The sequence below is a fragment of the Pseudoxanthomonas sp. GW2 genome (assembly GCF_000283075.1).
Taxonomy (GTDB): Bacteria; Pseudomonadota; Gammaproteobacteria; order Xanthomonadales; family Xanthomonadaceae; genus Pseudoxanthomonas.
Window position 1 is genome coordinate 1 of sequence record NZ_ALIP01000069.1, and the last position, 19,789, is coordinate 19,789.

Sequence of the window (19,789 nt, forward strand, 5' to 3'; positions counted from 1 at the left end):
GGCCGCCGCCCCCGGGCCCGGCACCGGGTAGAATGCCCCGCCCGTTACACCGTTCCTGCCGTGCTCAATCCCCAGCAACGCGCCGCCGTACTGCATGACCAGGGTCCTCTGCTCGTGCTGGCAGGTGCCGGCAGCGGCAAGACCCGCGTCATCGTCGAGAAGATCGCCCACCTGATCGGTTCCGGGCGCTACCCGGCGCGGCGCATCGCGGCCATCACCTTCACCAACAAGTCGGCGAAGGAAATGCGCGAGCGCGTGGCCAAGCGGATCAAGGGCGACGCCGCCGACGGCCTGACCATCTGCACCTTCCACGCCCTGGGCCTGAAGTTCCTGCAGATCGAGCACGAGGCCGCCGGGCTCAAGCGCGGCTTCTCGATCTTCGACGCCGACGACGCCGCCGCCCAGGTCAAGGACCTGATGCCGGGGGCCAAGCCGGACTCGGTCGAGGACGCGCGCAACCTGATCTCGCGGGCCAAGAACGCCGGGCTGTCGCCGGAGCAGGCGCTGGCCATGGCCCGCTCCACCCGCGAGATGGAGGCGGCCAAGCTGTACGCGCGCTACCAGGCGCGGCTGTCCACCTTCAACGCGGTGGACTTCGACGACCTGATCCGGCTGCCGCTGCAGATCCTGGAGAGCAACGAGGAGGTCGTCCGCGCCTGGCGCGAGCGCATCGGCTACCTGCTGGTGGACGAATGCCAGGACACCAACGACGCCCAGTACCGGCTGCTGCGCGCGATCGCCGGCCCGGCCGGCAACTTCACCTGCGTGGGCGACGACGACCAGAGCATCTACGCCTGGCGCGGCGCCAACCCGGAAAACCTGCTGCAGATGGAGAAGGACTATCCGCAGCTGAAGGTGATCAAGCTGGAGCAGAACTACCGCTGCTCCAACCGCGTGCTGCGCGCGGCCAACGCCCTGATCGCGCACAACCCGCACGTGCACCTGAAGAAGCTGTGGAGCGACCAGGCCGACGGCGAGCGCATCCGGGTATGGGAGTGCCGCGACAACGAGCACGAGGCGGAGAAGGTCGCCGGCGAGATCGCGTTCCTGCACGAGGCCAGGCAGGTGCCGTGGAATGAGTTCTGCATCCTGTTCCGCAGCAACCACCAGTCGCGCCCACTGGAAAAGGCGCTGCAGCTGCTGCGCGTGCCCTACCACCTGACCGGCGGCACCGCGTTCCTGGAGCGCCAGGAAGTGAAGGACGCGCTGTCCTGGCTGCGGGTGATCGCCAACCCGGACGACGACGCCGCCTTCCTGCGCGCGGTGCAGTCGCCCAAGCGCGAGGTCGGCGCCACCTCGCTGGCGCGCCTGGCCGAGCTGGCCGCCAGCAAGCACATGCCGCTGTCGCGAGCGGCCCAGGCCATGGGTGCGCTGCAGCAGCTGCCGCCGCGCGCGGCCAACGGCCTGCGCGCGTTCAACGACGCCATCGCCGACCTGCGCGAGCACTCGGCGAAGCTGAGCGCGGCCGACCTGGTGCGGCGCCTGGCCGAGAAGTCCGGCCTGCTGGCCGAGCTGCGCGCGCAGTGCAAGGACGAGGCCTCGTTCGAGCGGCGCAAGGCCAACCTCGAGGAGCTGGCCGAATGGTTCGAGGGCGGCCCGCGCGGCGCCAACGCCGGCGACCTGGCCGCGCAGCTGGCGCTGCTGTCGCGCAACGACAAGGACGACGGCGGCAACCAGGTGCGGCTGATGAGCCTGCACGCGGCCAAGGGCCTGGAGTTCGGCTACGTGTTCATCGTCGGCTGCGAGGACGGCACCCTGCCGCACGACGCCGCGCTGGAGGAAGGCTCGCTGGAGGAGGAGCGGCGCCTGATGTACGTGGGCATCACCCGCGCCAAGCAGCGCCTGTGGCTCAGCTACAGCCGGGAGACCCGGCGCTTCCGCGAGAAGGTGCGGCTCAAGCCCAGCCGTTTCCTCGACGAACTGCCGGCCGAGGAGCTGCAGCGCGACGGCGCCGACCCGGTGGCCGACGCCGAGCGCAAGAAGGAACGCGCCAGCGCGGGTTTCGCCGCGATCCAGGCGCTGCTGGACGACTGAGCCCGGCGGCTGCCGTCGGCCTCAGTCCCACTCCATCCGGTACCAGGCCGAGGCCTGCTGCCCCGGCTGCAGCCGCGGCGCGCCGAGGTTGAAGGCGTCGGCCGGGCCGGTCTGCGGCTCCACGCAGGTCGCATGCGCGGTGCCGTCGTACACCACCCAGTGGTCGCAGTTGGAGGACAGGCGCAGGACCTGGCCGCCCCGGTGCAGCACCACCGGCGCGGTGTTGATGAAGCAGTCGTCCCACGGCGGCGGCGCCGGCGCCACCAGCGGCAGGGTGGCGATGTGGCTCTCGTCGCGCGGGTACATCGCGCTGGGCGCGAGCTCCAGCCGCTCCGGCTTGCGGAACCAGGGGTGCCAGCCGAAGGTCAGCGGCATCGCCCGCGCGCCGGCGCTCACCGCCAGCTCCAGCAACAGCGCGCGCGGCTCCAGCACGATGCGCTGGCGGGCATGGCCGCCGAACGGCCAGCGCCCGTCGTGCGGCAACTCCAGCGCCAGTTCCAGCCCGTGCTGCGACTGCGCGACCACCTGCCAGGGCATGACGAAGCCGACGCCGTGGATGGCGTGGCCGCCGAGGTTGCGCGGCAGCTGGTACGCCTGGCCCTCGAACGGGAAACGGCCGTCGCGGACGCGGCCGCACCACGGCACCATCGGGTACGAGCCCCAGGCGATGGCCGCGTCCGAACCGTACTCGCCGTAGCCGACCAGCTGCTCGACGCCGTCCACCCGGATCTGGGCGACGCGGCCGCCGGCCGCCGGCGCCACGTCGATCGAGACGGCGCCGTGGGCGAGGGTCAGCAGTGGGCCGGGGGGCAGCTCGGTGAGCGGCCCCGGGAACGCGGCCTCAGCTGCCATACGGGTGCAGGGTGCGGATGCTGCCGTCGGCCTCGTAGTGCAGCTCGCTGACCTTGATCGAGCGCAGGTGGGTCACGCCGCCGGACAGCACGGAGTCGTGGTAGTACAGCCACCACTTGCCGCCGAACTCCACGATCGAGTGGTGCGTGGTCCAGCCGACCACCGGGGTGAGGATCACGCCGCGGTAGGTGAACGGACCGTACGGATTGTCGGCCGTGGCATAGCACAGCTGGTGGGTGTTGCCGGTGGAGTACGACAGGTAGTACGTGCCGTTGTACTTGTGCATCCACGGGCCTTCGAAGTAGCGGCGCGCGTGGTCGCCGGCCTTCAGCGGCCGGCCGGCCTCGTCGAGGATCACCACCTCGCGCGGGGCCTCGGCGAACTGCTTCATGTCCGCAGACAGGCGCGCCACGCGGGCGCCCAGCGCCGGCTCGTCGTCGCCCCGCTCCTCGTGCGCGGCGTCGTAGCGGTTGTCGCGGTACTTCTGCAGCTGTCCGCCCCACAGGCCGCCGAAGTACATGTAGTACTCGCCGTCGTCGTCGCCGAACACCGCCGGGTCGATCGAATAGCTGCCCTTGATCGCCTCCGGCTCCGGCTTGAACGGGCCCTCCGGGCGGTCGCCGACGGCCACGCCGATCTGGAAGATGCCGTCGGCGCGCTTGGCCGGGAAGTAGAAGTAGTACTTGCCGTCCTTGCAGGCCGCGTCCGGGGCCCACATCTGCTTGGCCGCCCATGGCACGTCCTTCACGTGCAGGGCCACGCCGCAGTCCTCGGCCGGGGCGTCCGGGGAGGCCTGGCGGAAGACGTGGTAGTCCTCCATCTGGAAGTGGCCGCCGTCGTCGTCGAACGCGGCGCCGGTCTCGATGTCGTGCGAGGGATAGATGTACAGCTTGCCCTCGAACACGTGGGCCGAGGGGTCGGCGGTGTAGATGTGGGTCACCAGCGGCTGGGAGATGGCCTTGCCGGCCAGTTCCTTCAGCTCCGCCTCGGTGTATTCGCGGTCGGCCATTTCTCTCTTTCCCTTGTTGCTTGCGGCGGATCGGTCAGGCGGCCTGGGCGACGCGGCGTTCGGCCAGTTCGCGCTCGATCAGCGACTCCATCGGCTTGTTGATCTTGTAGAAGAACAGCAGCGCCACCGCCGCCAGGAACGGCAGCGAGCAGTACAGGCTGACCGACAGGCGGATGCCGTCGACGGTTTCCGGGGCCTGCGCCGACAGGTCGGCGTTGTAGCCGTGGTGGGCGAGGATGCCGGCGACCAGCGCGCCGCCCACGCTCAGGCCCACCTTCAGGCCGCACAGGATGGCCGAGAAGATGATCGCGGTGGCGCGGCGGTGGTTCTTCCACTCGGAGTAGTCGGCCACGTCGGCCACCATCGCCCACAGCAGCGGGATGGTGACGCCGTAGAAGAAGCCGTGGCAGATCTGCGCCAGGAACACCAGGCCGATGCGCTGCGGCGGGATCACGTAGAAGGCCAGCATGAACAGCGTGGACAGCAGCAGGAACACGCCGAACACGTCGCGCTTGCCGAAGCGGTCGGCCAGCTTCTTGGAGAAGCCGATGCCGACCACCATCAGGATGATGCCGCCGGCGTTGAACAGGCCGAACGCCGCGGTGGTGGCGTCCTCCGGCAGCTGGAAGCCCGCCAGGCCCATGCCGGTCAGCGCCGAGTTGATCCCGCCCAGCAGGGCGTAGAAGCCGATGCCGTGCAGGAAGCGCGCCATCGACGGCTCGTCGAGGTAGTACTCGAAGTAGTAGACGTAGGTGCCGCCCTTCAGCGCCAGGGTGGTGAATACCAGGATGGTCACCAGCAGCAGGATCAGCCACGGCCGGTTGGCGACCAGGTCGGCCAGGTCCTGGCGCAGCGGGGTCTTCTGCTCCTGCGCCGGCACCACGCGCTCGCGGGTGGTGAGGAAGGTGACCAGGAAGAACACGGTACCGACCACGGCGAACAGCAGCATGGTGTTCTGGAAGCCCTGCACGCGGTCGCCGTCGCCGAGGATCAGCACCAGCGGCAGCAGCAGCGACTGCACCACCAGCTGCGCGATCATCACCGCCACGAAGCGGTAGGCCGACAGGCTGTTGCGCTGGCCCATGTCGCCGGTGAGCACGCCGCTGAGCGCCGAGTACGGCAGGTTGTTGGCCGCGTACACCAGCACCAGCAGGGTGTAGGTGGTGGCGGCGTAGATCACCTTGCCCTGCGGGCCGAGGTCCGGCGTGGTGAACGCCAGCAGCGAAAGCACGCCGAACGGGATCGCGGTGAACAGGATCCACGGCCGGAACTTGCCCCAGCGGCTGTGGGTGCGGTCGGCCAGCACCGCCACCAGCGGGGTGAACACGAACGCACCGAGCATGCCGACCACGAAGATGATGGTCGCCGCCGTCGCCGCGGGGATGCGGTAGATGTCGGTGTAGAAGAACGCCAGGAACGTCATCAGCGTCTGGAAGATCAGGTTGGCCGCCAGGTCTCCCAGGCTGTAGCCGACCTTCTCGCGTACGGTAAGGATCTCGCTGTGGCTGCTCATGCGTCCCCGGCTCGGATGCTGGATTGGAGGGTGGAAGATGCCACCCGGACTGTCTTCCCGGATGGGTGGCGGGTGCGTGCCCATTGCACGTTACCGCTACCATCGGGCTCGAAGCATACCCGAAAGGAAGGCGCGTGCCGGCCTGTCCGCGCAGGCATTGCTTGACCGCTCATGCGGCGCTTCCGCGCGGGCCTGGCGGACGCGCGCAAAAGCCTTGTTTCCAAGGGTTTTCCGCCCCCGGAAAGGACGCGGCCCACGCCGGCGCCGGAGCGCCGGGTGGGCCGCAATCCTTACTGCAGCGCAGCAATCAGAACGTGCCGCGGATGCCCACGGTGACGGTCCGGCCCGGGTCGTACAGGTCGTTCACCGCGTTCGGGAACGCGAAGTACGAACGGCGCTCCTCGCCGGTCAGGTTCAGCACGTTGAAGGTCAGCTGCGGCTGGGTCCTGATGTTCTTCAGCGTGTAGCTGGCCGACAGGTCGAGCTGGCCGCGGTCCTCGCCGTAGATCTGCGCGAACGGGATGCCCTGCTGGTTCGGGCCGGTGCCGGTGGCGCCCTCGGTCCAGGTGTAGGACAGGCGCACCGAGGCGACCTCGTTCTCCCAGTAGGCGGTGGCGTTCCACAGCGACGGGGCGACGCCGTAGACGTTGTTGGACAGCGCCTCCGCGTCGCGGCCCAGGGTCTTGATGTCCAGCTTGGTGTAGTTGGCCATGAAGCCCAGGCCTTCCAGCACCACGCTCAGCGGCTGCACCCAGATCGCCTCCCAGCCGCGGATCTCCAGCTCGGCGTCGGCGTTGACCTGCTGCTGCACGTTGACCGTGGCCACGTCCGGGCCGCCGCGCGAGTTGATCGCCTGCTGCTGCGAGTCGACCAGGTCCTCGAACGGAATGCCCAGGCTGCGGAACGGACGGGTGGTCACGCCCTGGTAGGTGTAGCCCTCCACGCGCTTGTTGAAAAAGGTCAGGCCGACGAAGCCCTCGGCCCCGGTGTACCACTCGCCACCGATGTCGAAGTTGGTGGAGATGTACGGGGTCAGGTCCGGGTTGCCCTGGTTGGCCACCTGCGCCGAGATGTCGGTGAAGGTGGTCGCCGGCAGCATGGAGCTGGGGTTCGGGCGGGTCATGGTGCGCGAGGCCGAGGTGCGCAGCACCACGTTGTCGGCCACGTCCCAGGCGGCGCTGAACGAAGGCAGCCACTCGGAGTAGTCGCCGTCCAGGGTCTGCCAGAAGCGGTTGCCGCCGATGGTCACCGGGCCGCTGATCTCCTGGTCGGTGGTCACGTAGCGCACGCCGAAGTTGTAGCGCAGGCCGCGGTTCATGATCTCCGACTCGCCGTTGACCATGACGTAGGCCGCCTTGGTGGTCTCGTCGAAGCCGCCGGTGGAGCCGCCGGTGTTCGGGCCGGCCGCCTCGTCCGCCGCGTCGCGGTACTGGGCGTAGTTGGTGTCGCGCATGAAGCGCTTGTAGTCCACCGAGACGAAGCCCGCCGGGCCCGGCACGATGTAGTCGGCCAGCCTGGCGTCGTCGACCAGGTCGAAGGCGTACGGCTGCCAGCCGCTGCCGGTGTCGCCGAAGCCCTGGATGCGGCGCTTGTTGTTGTCCCACGCCACGCCGAAGCTGACGTTGTTGCGGTCGTCACCCAGCTGCAGGTCGGCGCGGAAGCCGCTGGTCTCGGTGACGCGCTTCTCGTTCTGGGCCCACACGCGGCCGCCCTCCCAGGTCCAGCCCAGGTTGGGGTCGTTGAGGTCGATGTCGGTGGTCCAGCTCGGGATGCTGCCGTTGTTGGTGTACTGCAGCGTGGTGAACGGCGAGTTGAACAGGATCGTCGGCGACTCGCGGAACATCCAGCTGCGGCTGGCGTTGGCCTGCACGTCCAGCTTGATGTTCTGGTCGGCGCCGAACCAGAAGGTCGCGCCCGGGGTCACGTGCCAGTACTTGACGTCCTCGACGTACGGGCGCGCTTCCAGGAAGAACTGGGCGTTGGTGAAGGTGGCGCTGGTGACGACGTTGTTGGCGTCCAGCTGCATGTTCAGCGGGATCATCGCGCCGTTGCGGCCGACCAGGTTCATGTCCAGGCGCTGGTTGGTGCGGTGCGCCTCGGTGTACAGGACGTCGACGTAGGCCTCGACGGTCTCGTTCGGGCGCCACTGCACCGAACCGAGGAAGGCGTCGCGGTCGCGGTCGCCGGACATGTGCACCGGACGGCCAAGGCGCGGGATCAGCGCTTCGCCGATCTGGGCGGTGCTCAGGCCCGGGTTGTTGGCCTCCAGCCAGGCGGCGTCGATCGCCTGGCCCGGGGTCAGGCCGGCGGCGATGGTGGCGGCGTTGTTCGGCACCACGTCCGGGATGCGCCAACCGTTACCACCGGTGACATTGCACGGCTGGCCGAGGGCCGGGAAGGCGGCCGGGTCGCCGCCGCTGCCGCACTGGGCGTTGGTCAGGTTCGGGTTGGTCCAGCCGATGGTCTCGTAGCCCTCCACGCCCAGCTTGCCGCGCTGCGAGGTCACGCCGGCCAGCACGCCGAAGGTGCCGTCGGCGTTGGTCCAGGAGCCGATCAGGGTGCCGCGCGGGCTGGCCTTCTCGCTGTTGTCGTTGTAGTCGGCCTGCAGCGAGTAGGTCAGGTGGGTGCCCGGCATGTCGAACGGGCGCATGTTGCGCATGTCGATCACGCCCGCGGCGCCGCCTTCCGGCAGGTTCGCGGTCGGCGACTTGTAGACCGTCAGCTGGTTGAAGAACTCGGTCGGGAAGATGTTGAGGTCGACCTCGCGGTTCTGGTTGGTCGCATCCAGGCCGATCGAGGCGGTCGCCACCGAGGCGCCGTTGATGGTGGTCTTGGTGAAGCTGTTGGGCAGGCCGCGGATGGCGACGTTCAAGCCCTCGCCGTTGACGTCGCGGTTGAGCTGGATGCCGGGCACGCGCGACAGCGACTCGGCGATGTTGGTGTCGGGGAACTTGCCGATGTCCTCGGCGAAGATCGAATCTGTGAAGCCGGTGGAGTCACGCTTGGCTTCGGTCGAGTACTGCAGGCTCTGGCGGAAACCGCGCACGGTCACCGTGTCGAGCTGGACGGCCTGCTCATCCTGGCCGGCCTCGTTGTCCTGCGCGATGGCGCCGCCGCTGGCAAGCGCCAGGCACAGCAGGCCCAGGGCGCGCGACAGTTCTGTCTTGCAAGGCTTCTTCACCGTACTCCCTCCCGTTTCTGGTGGCCGGCGGCGCGACTCAAGGGGGTGCCGCAGTCCACCGGTGTCTTTCGCTGATTGGTATGTGGGTTCCGCTACCGGGCGATATCAGTTTGAAATCGATGATACCGCTACCATGAGCGGCGGCGATGGTAGCGCCCGCTGAAGACCGTACGCAAGCGCGTGTTGGCTGAATGCGCGGATGTTGCAGCGCACGATGAAAAGCGCTGTTTTTCAAGGGACTTTTGCGGGCTCGGGATGACAGCGCTGACATCCCTGTTTTTGCGGCCGGATGCCTTGGTGATGGTTATCCCGCTGTGTTAATGATACCGATATCAATGCGGTTCACTTTCGCGGGAGGGTTTATGCTGCGCCGCAGTAAAAGACATTTTGTGTTGCGCTGCAGCAGCGCGGTGCGCGGAGGTAACCGGTGAACAAGGCCAGCCCGGCCGCCGCCGGATCCATCGGTCGCTACCGCTGGCGCGTGTGCGCCATGCTGCTGGCGGCGACCACCATCAACTACATCGACCGCCAGGTGCTGGGCGTGCTGGCGCCGTTCCTGCAGCACGAGATCGGCTGGAGCGAGCTGGAGTACGGCTACATCGTCATCGCCTTCCAGGCCGCCTACGCGATCGGCCTGCTGTGCGCCGGCGCGGTGATCGACCGCTTCGGCACCCGCATCGGCTACGCGCTGGCGATCAGCATCTGGTCGCTGGCGGCAATGGGCCACGCGCTGGCGGCCAGCGTGCTCGGCTTCATCGTCGCGCGCTTCGCGCTGGGCCTGGGCGAGGCCGGCAACTTCCCGGCCGCGGTCAAGACCGTGGCCGAGTGGTTCCCCAAGCGCGAGCGCGCGTTCGCGGTGGGCATCTTCAACGCCGGCTCCAACATCGGCGCGATCGCCGCGCCACTGATGGTGCCGGTGGTGGCCGTGGCCTGGGGCTGGCAGGCGGCGTTCCTGTGCACCGGCGTGCTCAGCGCGACCTGGCTGGCGGTGTGGCTGGCGCGCTACCGCAGTCCGGAACAGCACCCGAAGCTGTCGCCGGCCGAGCTGGCGCACATCCGCTCCGACCCGCCGGAGTCCACGGTCAAGGTGCCGTGGCTGCGGCTGCTGCGCCACCGCCAGGCCTGGTCGTTCGTGGCCGCCAAGTTCATCACCGACCCGGTGTGGTGGCTGTTCCTGTTCTGGCTGGGCAAGTTCCTCGCCTCCAAGTACGGATTGTCGCTGGCCAAGATCGGCCCGCCGATGATCGTGGTGTACCTGATGGCCGATTTCGGCAGCATCGCCGGCGGCTGGCTGGCCGGGTGCTTCGTGCGCCTGGGCTGGAACCTCAACCGCGCGCGCAAGGGCGCGATGCTTGTGTGCGCGCTGTGCGTGGCGCCGGTGGCGCTGGTGACCCAGGTCGACAACCTGTGGCTGGCGGTGGGCCTGATCGGCCTGGCCATGGCCGGCCACCAGGGCTGGTCGGCCAACGTGCTCACCCTGCCCTCGGACATGTTCCCGCGCCAGACCGTGGCCTCGGTGGTGGGCATCGGCGGCTTCGCCGGCGCGGTGGGTGGCATGGCCATGTCGCTGTTCACCGGCGCGCAACTGCAGTCCACCGGCAGCTACGGCACGATCTTCCTGATCGCGGGCTCGGCCTACGTGGTCGCGCTGCTGGTGGTGCACCTGCTGGCGCCGCGCCTGGAACCGGCCCGTTTCGAACTCCCGCGCGCGCCCGGCTCCTGAGCCGGCGCGTGCCCCACTGACGCCGCGCCCGGTGCCACGTGCGCCGGCCGCGGCCGCCGATGCGAGAGAGACGTTGATGACCAAGCGACACCTTGCCCTGCTGCTGGGCGCCGTGCTCCTGATCCCGGGCGCGGTGCTCGCGCGTCAGGACTGCCGCGCCCCGGCCGCGGTGTGCGAAGCCCGCAGCGCCGGCAGCCTGCCGCTGATCGAGCGCGGCACCCCGCTACCGGTGCTGGTGGACGAGGGCGACTTCGAGGCAGTGAAGCTGGCCGCCGAGGCGCTGCGCGGCGACCTGGCGGCGGTCGCGGGGCGGCCGGCGGCGGAGGCCGCCACGCCGAAGCTGGCGATCATCGCCGGCACCCTGGGCCGCAGCCCGCGGGTCGATCGCATCGTCCGCGAACACCGGATTGATACCGGTGGCGTAAGCGGCGTGTGGGAGGCCTACCTGCTGCAGGTGGTGGAGCGGCCGGAGCCGGGCATCGAGCGCGCCCTGCTGGTGGCCGGCGCCGACCGCCGCGGCACCGCCTACGGCCTGTACGAGCTGTCGCGCCGGATCGGCGTCTCGCCCTGGACCTGGTGGGCCGACGTGCCGCCGCCCAGGCGCGCCAGCCTGCACGTCGCGCCGGGCCGCTTCGTCGACGCGCCCAAGGTGCGCTACCGCGGCATCTTCATCAACGACGAGGACCCGGCCCTGGGCGGCTGGAGCAAGGCGACCTTCGGCGGCACCAACCACCAGTTCTACGAGCGCGTGTTCCAGCTGGTCATGCGCCACAAGGCCAACTTCCTGTGGCCGGCGATGTGGCTGCCGCGCGCGTTCTACGACGACGATCCAAAGAATGCGGAAGTCGCCGACGCCTACGGCGTGGTGATCGGCACCAGCCACCACGAGCCGATGATGCGCGCGCACGACGAGTGGTCGCGCTACGGCAAGGGCCCGTGGGACTACCGCCGCAACGCGCAGGTGCTGCAGGAGTTCTGGCGCGGCGGCGTGGAGCGCCTGCAGGGACGCGAGGCGGTCGTCACCCTGGGCATGCGCGGCGACGGCGACGAGCCGATGAGCGAGGAGACCGCCACCGCGCTGCTGGAGCAGATCGTGGCCGACCAGCGCCGGATCATCGGCGAGGCCACCGGCAAGCCGGTGGAGCAGGTGCCGCAGGTGTGGGCGCTGTACAAGGAAGTGCAGGACTACTACGACAAGGGCATGCGCGTGCCCGACGACGTCACCCTGCTGTTCGCCGACGACAACTGGGGCAACATCCGCCGCCTGCCCGACCCGGCCGACAAGCGCCCCGGCGGCTACGGCGTGTACTACCACTTCGACTACGTCGGCGGCCCGCGCAACTACAAGTGGCTCAACACCACCCAGGTCGAACGCGCCTGGGAACAGATGCGCCTGGCCTGGGCCCACGGCGTGGAGCGGCTGTGGGTGGTCAACGTCGGCGACATCAAGCCGCAGGAACTGCCGATCAGCGCCTTCCTCGACCAGGCCTGGGATCCGGACGCGGCCGACCTGGAATGGATCAGGACCTACCCGGCGCGCTGGGCGGCCGAGCAGTTCGGCCCGGCGCATGCGCAGGCCATCGGTGACATCCTCACCCGCTATACCCGGCTCAACGCGCGGCGCAAGCCGGAACTGATCGACGCCGCCACCTGGAGCCTGGTCCACGACCGCGAGGCCGGGCGCGTGCTGTCCGAATGGGATGCGCTGGTGGCGCAGGTGCAGGCACTGGCGCCGAGGATCCCGGCCAGCCATCGCGACGCTTGGTACCAGCTGGTCGAATACCCGGTGCTGGCCAGCGCCAACCTCAACCACCTGCACGTGGCGGTGGCGCGCAACCGGCTCTACGCCGCCCAGGGCCGCGCTTCGGCCAATGCCTGGGCCGAACAGGCACGCAAGCTGTTCGCCCGCGACGCCGAGCTGCAGCGCGTGTACGAGCAGGAGATCGCCGGCGGCAAGTGGATCCACATGATGAGCCAGCCGCGGATCGGCTATACCCACTGGCAGTCGCCGCCGCGCAACATCCTGCCGGCGCTGGCCAGCGTCGACGCGCCGCAAAAGGGCGTGACCGGCGTGGCGGTGGAAGGCGATCCGCTGGCCTACCCCGCCCTGCTCAAGGCCCCGCGCCTGCCGGAGCTGGATCCGGTCGCCGCCCCGACCCGCGAGGTGGTGGTGTTCAACCGCGGCCAGGCGCCGATCGCCTTCACCGCCACCAGCCGCGCGCCGTGGCTGAAGGTTTCCCCGGCTTCCGGCGAAGTGGCCGACGAGCAGCCGCTCAAGCTGGAAATCGACTGGGATGCCCTGCCGGAAGGCCGCCACGAGGGCGTGGTCTACATCCGTGGCCAGGACTGGACCGAAGTCTACGTAACCGTGCCGGTGCACAAGCCGCCGCAGCATCGCGGCGCGCGCGGCTTCGTCGAGGGCGACGGCGTGGTGGCGATCGAGGCCGAGCACTACGCGCGCGCGGTGCCGCCGCCCGGCGGGCGGTGGCAGGTGATCCCCAACCTGGGCCGCACCCTGTCGGCGGTCGCCGCCTGGCCGGCCACCGGCGAACCGCTGGTGCCCGGCGGCGACGGCGCGCGCCTGGAATACCCGGTGGTGATGCACGAGGACGGCGAGGTCGAGCTGCGCGTGCTGGTCTCGCCGACCCTGGACGTGCGCAACCGCGGCGGCCTGCGCTACGCGGTCTCGGTCAACGACGAGCCGCCGCAACTGGTCAACATCCGCCTGGATCCCAGCCCCGGCGATCCGGACTTCACCGCCTGGGAAGCGGCGGTGATCGACAACGTGCACGTGGCCCGTTCCCGCCACCGCGTGCGCGCCGGCGCCAACACGGTGAAGCTGTGGCTGGTCGATCCTGCGCTGGTGTTCCAGCGCATCGAGCTGGCGCGCCGGCCCATCCCCACCACCCTCGGACCCGCGGAAAGCGCGCGCCGCTGACGGCGCGCGTCCTCCACCCACCCGCATCGACACGGAAGATCCATGAGCACCACCGGCCGCCCGCTGCACCTGCACGAAGACCGCCTGTTCCCCTCCGATCCGACCCAGCGCGCGATCGCGCGCCGCCTGTATTCGCAGGTCGAGGGGCTGCCGATCATCAGCCCGCACGGGCATACCGACCCGGCCTGGTTCGCCGGCAACGCCAGCTTCGCCAACGCCACCGAGCTGCTGCTGGTGCCGGACCACTACGTGTTCCGCATGCTCTACAGCCAGGGCATCGGCCTGGACGCGTTGGGCATCCCCCGCGCCGACGGCAGCCGCGCCGCGGTCGACCCGCGCGAGGCCTGGCGCCTGTTCGCGCGCAACTTCCACCTGTTCCGCGGCACGCCCTCCTCGCTGTGGCTCAACCACGTGTTCCACGAGGTGTTCGGCCTGCGCGTGCGCCTGGACGCCGGTACCGCCGACCACTACTACGACACCATCACCGCCGCGCTGCAGGACGAGGCCTTCCGCCCGCGCGCCCTGTTCGAGCGTTTCGACATCGAGGTGATCGCCACCACCGAGGGGCCGCTGGACCCGCTGGTCCACCACCAGGCGATCCGCGACAGCGGCTGGAAGGGCAAGGTGGTGACCGCCTACCGCCCCGACGAGGTGGTCGATCCCGAGCACGAGGCGTTCGCCGCCGCGCTGGAACGCTTCGGCGCGATCACCGGCGAGGACGTGTACAGCTGGGACGGCTACCTGCGCGCGCACCGCAACCGCCGCGCCTTCTTCAGGTCGCTGGGCGCGACCTCGACCGACCACGGCCACGAGAGCGCGCTGACCGCGGACCTGTCGCGGGCCGAGGCCGAACGCCTGTTCGCGAAGATCCTCAAGGGCGGCTTCTCGCGCGAGGAAGCGGCGCTGTTCCGCGGCCAGGTGCTGACCGAGATGGCGGCCATGAGCCTGGACGATGGCCTGGTGATGCAGCTGCACCCGGGCTGCTACCGCAACCACAACCCGCTGCTGTTCGCCCGCCACGGCCGCAACGTCGGTGCCGACCTGCCGCTGGCCACCGACTACGTGCACGCGCTCAAGCCGCTGCTGGACCGCTTCGGCAACGAGCCCGGCTTCACCTTCATCCTGTTCACCCTCGACGAGAGCACCTACTCGCGCGAGCTGGGCCCGATGGCCGGCCACTACCCCTGCCTGTACCTGGGCCCGGCCTGGTGGTTCCACGACGCGCCGGAGGGCATGTGGCGCTTCCGCGAACAGACCCTCAGCACCGCCGGCTTCTACAACACCGTCGGCTTCAACGACGACACCCGCGCCTTCCTTTCCATCCCCGCCCGCCACGACGTGGCCCGCCGCATCGACTGCGCGGTGCTGGCCAAACTGGTGGCCGAGCACCGGCTGGACGAGGACGAGGCCGCGGAGGTCGCCGTGGACCTGGCCTACCACCTGCCCAAGCGCGCGTACAGGCTGTAACCCGCGCCGCGACGCCTCCCCGGCGCGCGGCGATCCCGTCGACCACCGGAGCCTGCCCATGATCCGTCCCCGCACCGCCCTGCTTGCCACCCTGGCCCTGGCCTGCGGCAACGTCCTGGCCGCACCGCAGACGCTCAGGGAGGCCTACCGCGACGACTTCCTGGTCGGCACTGCGGTCAACGACGCCATCGTCAGCGGCGAGGACGCGGCGCAGCAGGCGCTGGCGGTGCGGCACTTCAACGCCGTCACCCTGGAGAACTCGATGAAGGCCGAGGTCCTGCACCCGGAGCCGGGCAGGTGGGACTTCGAACGCGCCGATGCCTTCGTCGGGTTCGGCCGCAGGCACGGCATGTTCGTCGTCGGCCACACCCTGGTCTGGCACAACCAGACCCCGGACTGGTTCTTCCAGGACGACGCCGGCAGGCCGGCGGACACGGCGACGATGCGCGGCCGCCTGCGCCAGTACATCCACACCGTGGCCGGGCGCTACGCCGGCAAGGTGCATGCCTGGGACGTGGTCAACGAGCAGATCGGCGAGGATGGCCGCTACCGCGATACCGCCTGGGTGCGCGCCTACGGCGGCGACGGCGATGCGCTGCTGCGCGACGCCTTCCGCTTCGCTTCCGAGGCCGCACCGGATGCCGAGCTGTACTACAACGACTTCAACGCCTGGCGCCCGGAGAAGGTGGCCGGCATCGTGCGCATGGTGGAGATGCTGCGGGCGCACGGCATCCGCATCGACGGCGTCGGCATCCAGGGCCACTGGGGCCTCAACTACCCCTCGCTCACCGAGATCGAGGCTGCCATCGACGCCTACCACGCCGCCGGGGTCAAGGTGATGGTCACCGAGCTGGACGTGGACGTGCTGCCGCTGACGAAGGAAGGCCAGATCATCGGCCAGTGCATGCTGCACCCGCAGTTCCAGCTGCCCGAGTTCAAGCGCTTCCTCGACCCGTACCGCGAAGGACTGCCGGACGAAGTGCAGCGCCAACTGGCCGACCGTTACGCCGAGCTGTTCGCGCTGTTCCACCGCAAGCGCGACAAGCTGGCGCGGGTGGCGGTGTGGGGCATCGCCGACGACATGTCCTGGAAGAACGGCTACCCGATCCCCGGCCGCACCAACTACCCGCTGCTGTTCGACCGCCAGCGCCAGCCCAAGCCGGCGTTGGAGGCGGTGCTGCGGGTGCCGCAGGGCAGGTAGGCGCCGCGCTCAGCCTTCCCCGCCGGCCTGCCCGGGCTGGCAGCGCAGCGGATGCGCCCAGCCCCCGGCCTTGACCACGGCGATGCGGTCGGCCGGATCGAAGGCCACGAGGATGTCGCGCTCGCGGTCCGGTCCGCCATGGGGATCGGACCACGGCAGCCGGCGCGCGGCGATCACCAGGAACGGCGAGGTCGCCAGCACCCGCCCGGTGCCGTCCCAGCAGCCGGTGTAGGCGCACAGCGACAGGCCGCCATCGCTGGCGAAGGCCAGGTCCATGGGGGTGAACTCGCCCTTGTTGGCGGCGCTGCAGCCATCCTCCAGGCAGGTCACCTCCACGTCGTTGAAGCAGCGCCAGGTGTCGGCGCGGGCGCCGCCGCAGGCCAGGCCCAGCACCAGCGCGGCCAGCGCGCACATGGACTTGCGCATGCATCTCCCCCCCTTGGGTCTACCCGCGGCCGATGGTGCCGCGGCCCGGCGGTGTGCGCCAGCCTGAAGCGGACAGGTCGGCCGCCGCCGCGTCGCACGGATTGAGACGGCAGCCGCGTACAACCCCGCGCTCCACGCTGGAGCCGCCATGCCCGAACTAGCCCCCCTGACCGCGTTCGACCGCCCCGCCCTGCCCGTGCCCGGACCCGACGGCGCCAGCTTCGCCCTGCGCCTGGCCGGCAAGTACCAGGGCCGGGTCACCGGCCACTTCGTCCAGCCCGGGCGCGAGGGCCGCTACGCACCGCTGCCGCGGGAGCTCCCGCCGCGCCTGGCCGCGGCCCTGCGTGCGCGCGGCGTCGAACAGCTCTATTCGCACCAGGCCGAGGCCTGGGAGGCGGTGGCCGGCGGCGGCCACGTGGTGCTGGCCACGCCGACCGCCTCGGGCAAGTCGTTGTGCTACACCCTGCCGGTGGTCAGCGCGGTGATGACGCGCAAGGCCAAGGCGCTGTACCTGTTCCCGACCAAGGCCCTGGCGCAGGACCAGGTGGCCGAGTTGCTGGAGCTCAACCGCGCCGGCGACCTGGGCCTGAAGCCGGCCACCTTCGACGGCGACACCCCGGGCGACCAGCGCCAGGCGATCCGCCTCAACGGCGACATCGTGGTCTCCAACCCGGACATGCTCCACCAGGGGATCCTGCCGCACCACACCAAGTGGGCGCAGTTCTTCGAGGGCCTGGAGTACGTGGTGATCGACGAGATCCACAGCTACCGCGGCGTGTTCGGCTCGCACCTGGCCAACGTGCTGCGGCGGCTGAAGCGCGTGTGCGCGTTCTACGGCACGAAGCCGCAGTTCATCCTGTGCTCGGCCACCATCGGCAACCCGAAGGAACACGCCGAGGCGCTGCTGGAGGACGAGGTCCATGCGATCACCGAATCCGGCGCGCCCAGCGGCGACCGCCACGTGCTGCTGTGGAACCCGCCGGTGGTCAACCCGGACCTGGGCCTGCGCGCCTCGGCGCGTTCGCAGTCCACCCGCATCGCGCGCGCCGCGCTCAAGGCCGGGCTCAAGACCCTGGTGTTCGCGCGTTCGCGGACCATGGTCGAGGTGCTGACCAAGTACCTGAAGGACGTGTTCGACAGCGATCCGCGCAAGCCGGCGCGGGTGCGCGCCTACCGCGGCGGCTACCTGCCCACCGAGCGGCGCGAGGCCGAGCAGGCCATGCGCGCCGGGCGCATCGATTGCATCGTCTCGACCTCGGCGCTGGAACTGGGCGTGGACATCGGCAGCCTGGACCTGGTGGTGCTCAACGGCTACCCGGGCTCGGTGGCCGCGACCTGGCAGCGCTTCGGCCGCGCCGGCCGTCGCCGGCAGGCCTCGCTGGGGGTGATGGTGGCCAGCTCCGACCCGCTGGACCAGTACATGGTGCGGCATCCGGAATTCTTCTCCGCCGCGCCGCCGGAGCACGCCCGCATCGCCCCCGACCAGCCGGTGATCCTGCTCGACCACATCCGCTGCGCCGCGTTCGAGCTGCCGTTCCTGCAGGGCGAGCGCTTCGGCAGCGTGGAGCCGGAGGTGTACCTGCAGCTGCTGGCCGAGGACGGCGTGGTGCATCCGGAAGGCGGGCGCTGGGAGTGGATCGCCGACAGCTACCCGGCCAACGCGGTGAGCCTGCGCTCGGTGGCCGACGGCAACTTCGTGGTGGTCGACCGCACCGATGGCCGCCAGGTGATCATCGCCGAGGTCGATTTCAGCTCCGCGCCGCTGATGCTCTACGAGGGCGCGATCCACATGGTGCAGTCGGTGCCCTACCAGGTGGAGCGGCTGGACTGGGAGGGCCGCAAGGCCTACGTCACCCGCACCCACGTCGACTACTACACCGATGCGATCGACTACACCAGGCTCAAGGTGCTGGAGCGCTTCGACGGCGTGATTGCCGGCGCCGGCACCTGCCACCACGGCGAGGTGCACGTGGTGAGGCGCGTGTCCGGCTACAAGAAGATCCGCTACTACACCCACGAGAACATCGGCTATGGCCCGGTGAACCTGCCGGACCAGGAGCTGCACACCTCGGCGCTGTGGTGGCAGCTGCCACAGGCCGAGCTGGAGGCGCGCTTCGCCAGCCGCCAGGACGCGCTGGACGGCTTCCTCGGCGCCGGCTACGCCCTGCACGTGGTCGCCAAGGTCGCGGTGATGGCCGAATCGGCCGACCTGCAGAAGGCGGTCGGCAGCGGCGACGGCGCCTGGTTCGCCAGCGGCGACGGCCGCGGCCGCGGCCAGCTGCGTGCACTGGACGGCAGCATGGTCGATCCCGACCGCCACGACAGCTTCGTGCCCACCGTCTACCTCTACGACAACTACCCCGGCGGCATGGGCCAGAGCGAGCCGCTGTGGAAGCGCCAGCGCGAACTGGTGGTGCGCGCACGCGAACTGGTCGAACGCTGCGACTGCCGTGCCGGCTGCCCGGCCTGCGTCGGCCCGGTGCTGGCCGCGCAGGAGGACGAGGAGACCGCGCCCAAGGCGCTGGCGCTGCGCGTGCTCGGCGCGCTGGAGGCGGCATGAGCCTGTCGCTGGCGAAACTGCAGCAGCTCAAGTGCCAGGCCGGAGCCAGCACGCCGCGCCGGGCGACGCCCCCGGCCACGCCCGGCGCGGCGGCCAGCCCCGACCTGGACCAGCTGCGCAGCCTGCTGCGGGTACGCGCGCGGCCGCAGGCCACGCCGGCCAGTGGCGACCGCCAGCTGCCCGGCGAGCAGATCGCGCCAGGCCTGTACCTGGTCGAGGAACGGTTGCACGACGAGCCGCTGCCGCAGGCCTTCGACGGCCGCTTCGACCGCGGCGAGCCGATAGATCCGGCGGACCTGCTGTTCTTCGATACCGAGACCACCGGCCTGGCCGGCGGCACCGGCACGCGCGCCTTCATGGTCGGCGCGGCGGACTGGCACCACGGCCAGCTGCGCATCCGCCAGCTGACCATCGCCAGCACGTCCGCCGAGGCCGCGATGCTGGACGTGCTGGCCGGCTGGGTCGGCCCGCGCACGGTGCTGTGCAGCTACAACGGCAAGTGCTACGACGCGCCGCTGCTGGCCACCCGCTACCGCCTGGCGCGACGCGCGCACCCGTTCGCCGGGCTGCGCCACGTCGACCTGCTCTACCCCACCCGCCGCCGCTACCGCGGCGTGTACGAGAACTGCCGGCTGGCGACGATCGAACGCCAGGTACTGAAGGTGGTGCGCGAGGACGACCTGCCCGGCTCGGAGGCGCCCGCCGCCTGGCTGGGCTACCTGCGCGGCGGCGGCGCCGGGCTGCTGCGGCGGGTGCTGGCGCACAACCGCCAGGACGTGATCTCCCTGTCGCGGCTGCTGCGGCACCTGTCGGCGGCCGGGGCGGAGCAGGCCGCCGCGGGGCTGCCGGGCGAAGCCATGCTGCCGGCGCCAGTCGCCTGAGGAG

The 19,789-nt window shown here is 70.4% G+C and carries 12 protein-coding genes; 7 read left to right on the forward strand and 5 right to left on the reverse strand.

The window, feature by feature from the left end; translation table 11 throughout:
• Window positions 1-60 precede the first annotated feature (60 nt).
• On the forward strand, window positions 61-2,034 hold the full coding sequence (locus tag B351_RS0104755; protein ID WP_026010370.1) for a UvrD-helicase domain-containing protein: 1,974 nt from the start codon (window positions 61-63) through the stop codon (window positions 2,032-2,034).
• Window positions 2,035-2,055: 21 nt separating this feature from the next.
• Here B351_RS0104755 and B351_RS0104760 read toward each other — a convergent pair whose 3' ends face one another.
• The 4 genes from B351_RS0104760 to B351_RS0104775 all read right to left on the reverse strand — a co-directional run bounded on the left by B351_RS0104760 (window position 2,056) and on the right by B351_RS0104775 (window position 8,589).
• The gene (locus B351_RS0104760; RefSeq protein ID WP_019397905.1) at window positions 2,056-2,886 is read right to left on the reverse strand and encodes an aldose 1-epimerase; all 831 of its coding nucleotides are present in this window, start codon (window positions 2,884-2,886) and stop codon (window positions 2,056-2,058) included.
• Window positions 2,876-3,895, reverse strand: coding sequence for a glycoside hydrolase family 43 protein (locus tag B351_RS0104765; protein ID WP_019397906.1), 1,020 nt, complete (start codon window positions 3,893-3,895; stop codon window positions 2,876-2,878). Before B351_RS0104765 ends, B351_RS0104760 begins: the two co-directional genes overlap by 11 nt.
• 34 nt (window positions 3,896-3,929) lie before the next feature.
• Window positions 3,930-5,408, reverse strand: a complete 1,479-nt coding sequence (locus tag B351_RS0104770; protein ID WP_019397907.1) for an MFS transporter — start codon at window positions 5,406-5,408, stop codon at window positions 3,930-3,932.
• A gap of 307 nt (window positions 5,409-5,715) precedes the next feature.
• Window positions 5,716-8,589 (reverse strand): TonB-dependent receptor, encoded by a 2,874-nt coding sequence (locus B351_RS0104775; RefSeq protein WP_019397908.1) that lies wholly within the window; start codon window positions 8,587-8,589, stop codon window positions 5,716-5,718.
• Between the two features lie 427 nt (window positions 8,590-9,016).
• Between B351_RS0104775 and B351_RS0104780 the strand changes: the two genes are divergently transcribed.
• From B351_RS0104780 to B351_RS0104795, 4 genes are all read left to right on the forward strand, one after another.
• Window positions 9,017-10,312: an MFS transporter gene (locus tag B351_RS0104780; RefSeq protein ID WP_019397909.1), complete on the forward strand. Its 1,296-nt coding sequence runs from the start codon at window positions 9,017-9,019 to the stop codon at window positions 10,310-10,312.
• A 76-nt stretch (window positions 10,313-10,388) separates the two neighbouring features.
• Complete coding sequence (locus B351_RS0104785) at window positions 10,389-13,250, forward strand: glycosyl hydrolase 115 family protein (protein WP_019397910.1); 2,862 nt, start codon at window positions 10,389-10,391, stop codon at window positions 13,248-13,250.
• 42 nt (window positions 13,251-13,292) lie between these two features.
• Window positions 13,293-14,717 (forward strand): glucuronate isomerase, encoded by a 1,425-nt coding sequence (uxaC, locus tag B351_RS0104790; protein WP_019397911.1) that lies wholly within the window; start codon window positions 13,293-13,295, stop codon window positions 14,715-14,717.
• A gap of 58 nt (window positions 14,718-14,775) precedes the next feature.
• The gene (locus B351_RS0104795) at window positions 14,776-15,918 is read left to right on the forward strand and encodes an endo-1,4-beta-xylanase (RefSeq protein WP_019397912.1); all 1,143 of its coding nucleotides are present in this window, start codon (window positions 14,776-14,778) and stop codon (window positions 15,916-15,918) included.
• A gap of 9 nt (window positions 15,919-15,927) precedes the next feature.
• Here the strand turns inward: B351_RS0104795 and B351_RS0104800 are convergent, their stop codons facing one another.
• A complete protein-coding gene (locus B351_RS0104800; RefSeq protein WP_019397913.1) occupies window positions 15,928-16,344 on the reverse strand; it encodes a hypothetical protein in 417 nt (138 codons plus the stop codon).
• A gap of 148 nt (window positions 16,345-16,492) precedes the next feature.
• On the opposite strand from B351_RS0104800, the gene B351_RS0104805 reads away from it, so the two are divergent.
• Together B351_RS0104805 and B351_RS0104810 are read left to right on the forward strand one after the other, a co-directional pair.
• On the forward strand, window positions 16,493-18,904 hold the full coding sequence (locus tag B351_RS0104805) for a DEAD/DEAH box helicase (protein ID WP_019397914.1): 2,412 nt from the start codon (window positions 16,493-16,495) through the stop codon (window positions 18,902-18,904).
• Entirely contained in the window at window positions 18,901-19,785 is an 885-nt protein-coding gene (locus tag B351_RS0104810; RefSeq protein ID WP_019397915.1) for a ribonuclease H-like domain-containing protein, read from the forward strand. Before B351_RS0104805 ends, B351_RS0104810 begins: the two co-directional genes overlap by 4 nt.
• Window positions 19,786-19,789: the final 4 nt, after the last annotated feature.

Bases quoted from the DNA above. Each gene is read 5' to 3' on its own strand.
- B351_RS0104760 (WP_019397905.1), bottom strand. From the start codon at position 2,886: ATGGCAGCTGAGGCCGCGTTCCCGGGGCCGCTCACCGAGCTGCCCCCC.
- B351_RS0104765 (WP_019397906.1), bottom strand. From the start codon at position 3,895: ATGGCCGACCGCGAATACACCGAGGCGGAGCTGAAGGAACTGGCCGGC.
- B351_RS0104770 (WP_019397907.1), bottom strand. From the start codon at position 5,408: ATGAGCAGCCACAGCGAGATCCTTACCGTACGCGAGAAGGTCGGCTAC.
- B351_RS0104785 (WP_019397910.1), top strand. From the start codon at position 10,389: ATGACCAAGCGACACCTTGCCCTGCTGCTGGGCGCCGTGCTCCTGATC.
- uxaC (WP_019397911.1), top strand. From the start codon at position 13,293: ATGAGCACCACCGGCCGCCCGCTGCACCTGCACGAAGACCGCCTGTTC.
- B351_RS0104795 (WP_019397912.1), top strand. From the start codon at position 14,776: ATGATCCGTCCCCGCACCGCCCTGCTTGCCACCCTGGCCCTGGCCTGC.
- B351_RS0104800 (WP_019397913.1), bottom strand. From the start codon at position 16,344: ATGCGCAAGTCCATGTGCGCGCTGGCCGCGCTGGTGCTGGGCCTGGCC.
- B351_RS0104805 (WP_019397914.1), top strand. From the start codon at position 16,493: ATGCCCGAACTAGCCCCCCTGACCGCGTTCGACCGCCCCGCCCTGCCC.
- B351_RS0104810 (WP_019397915.1), top strand. From the start codon at position 18,901: ATGAGCCTGTCGCTGGCGAAACTGCAGCAGCTCAAGTGCCAGGCCGGA.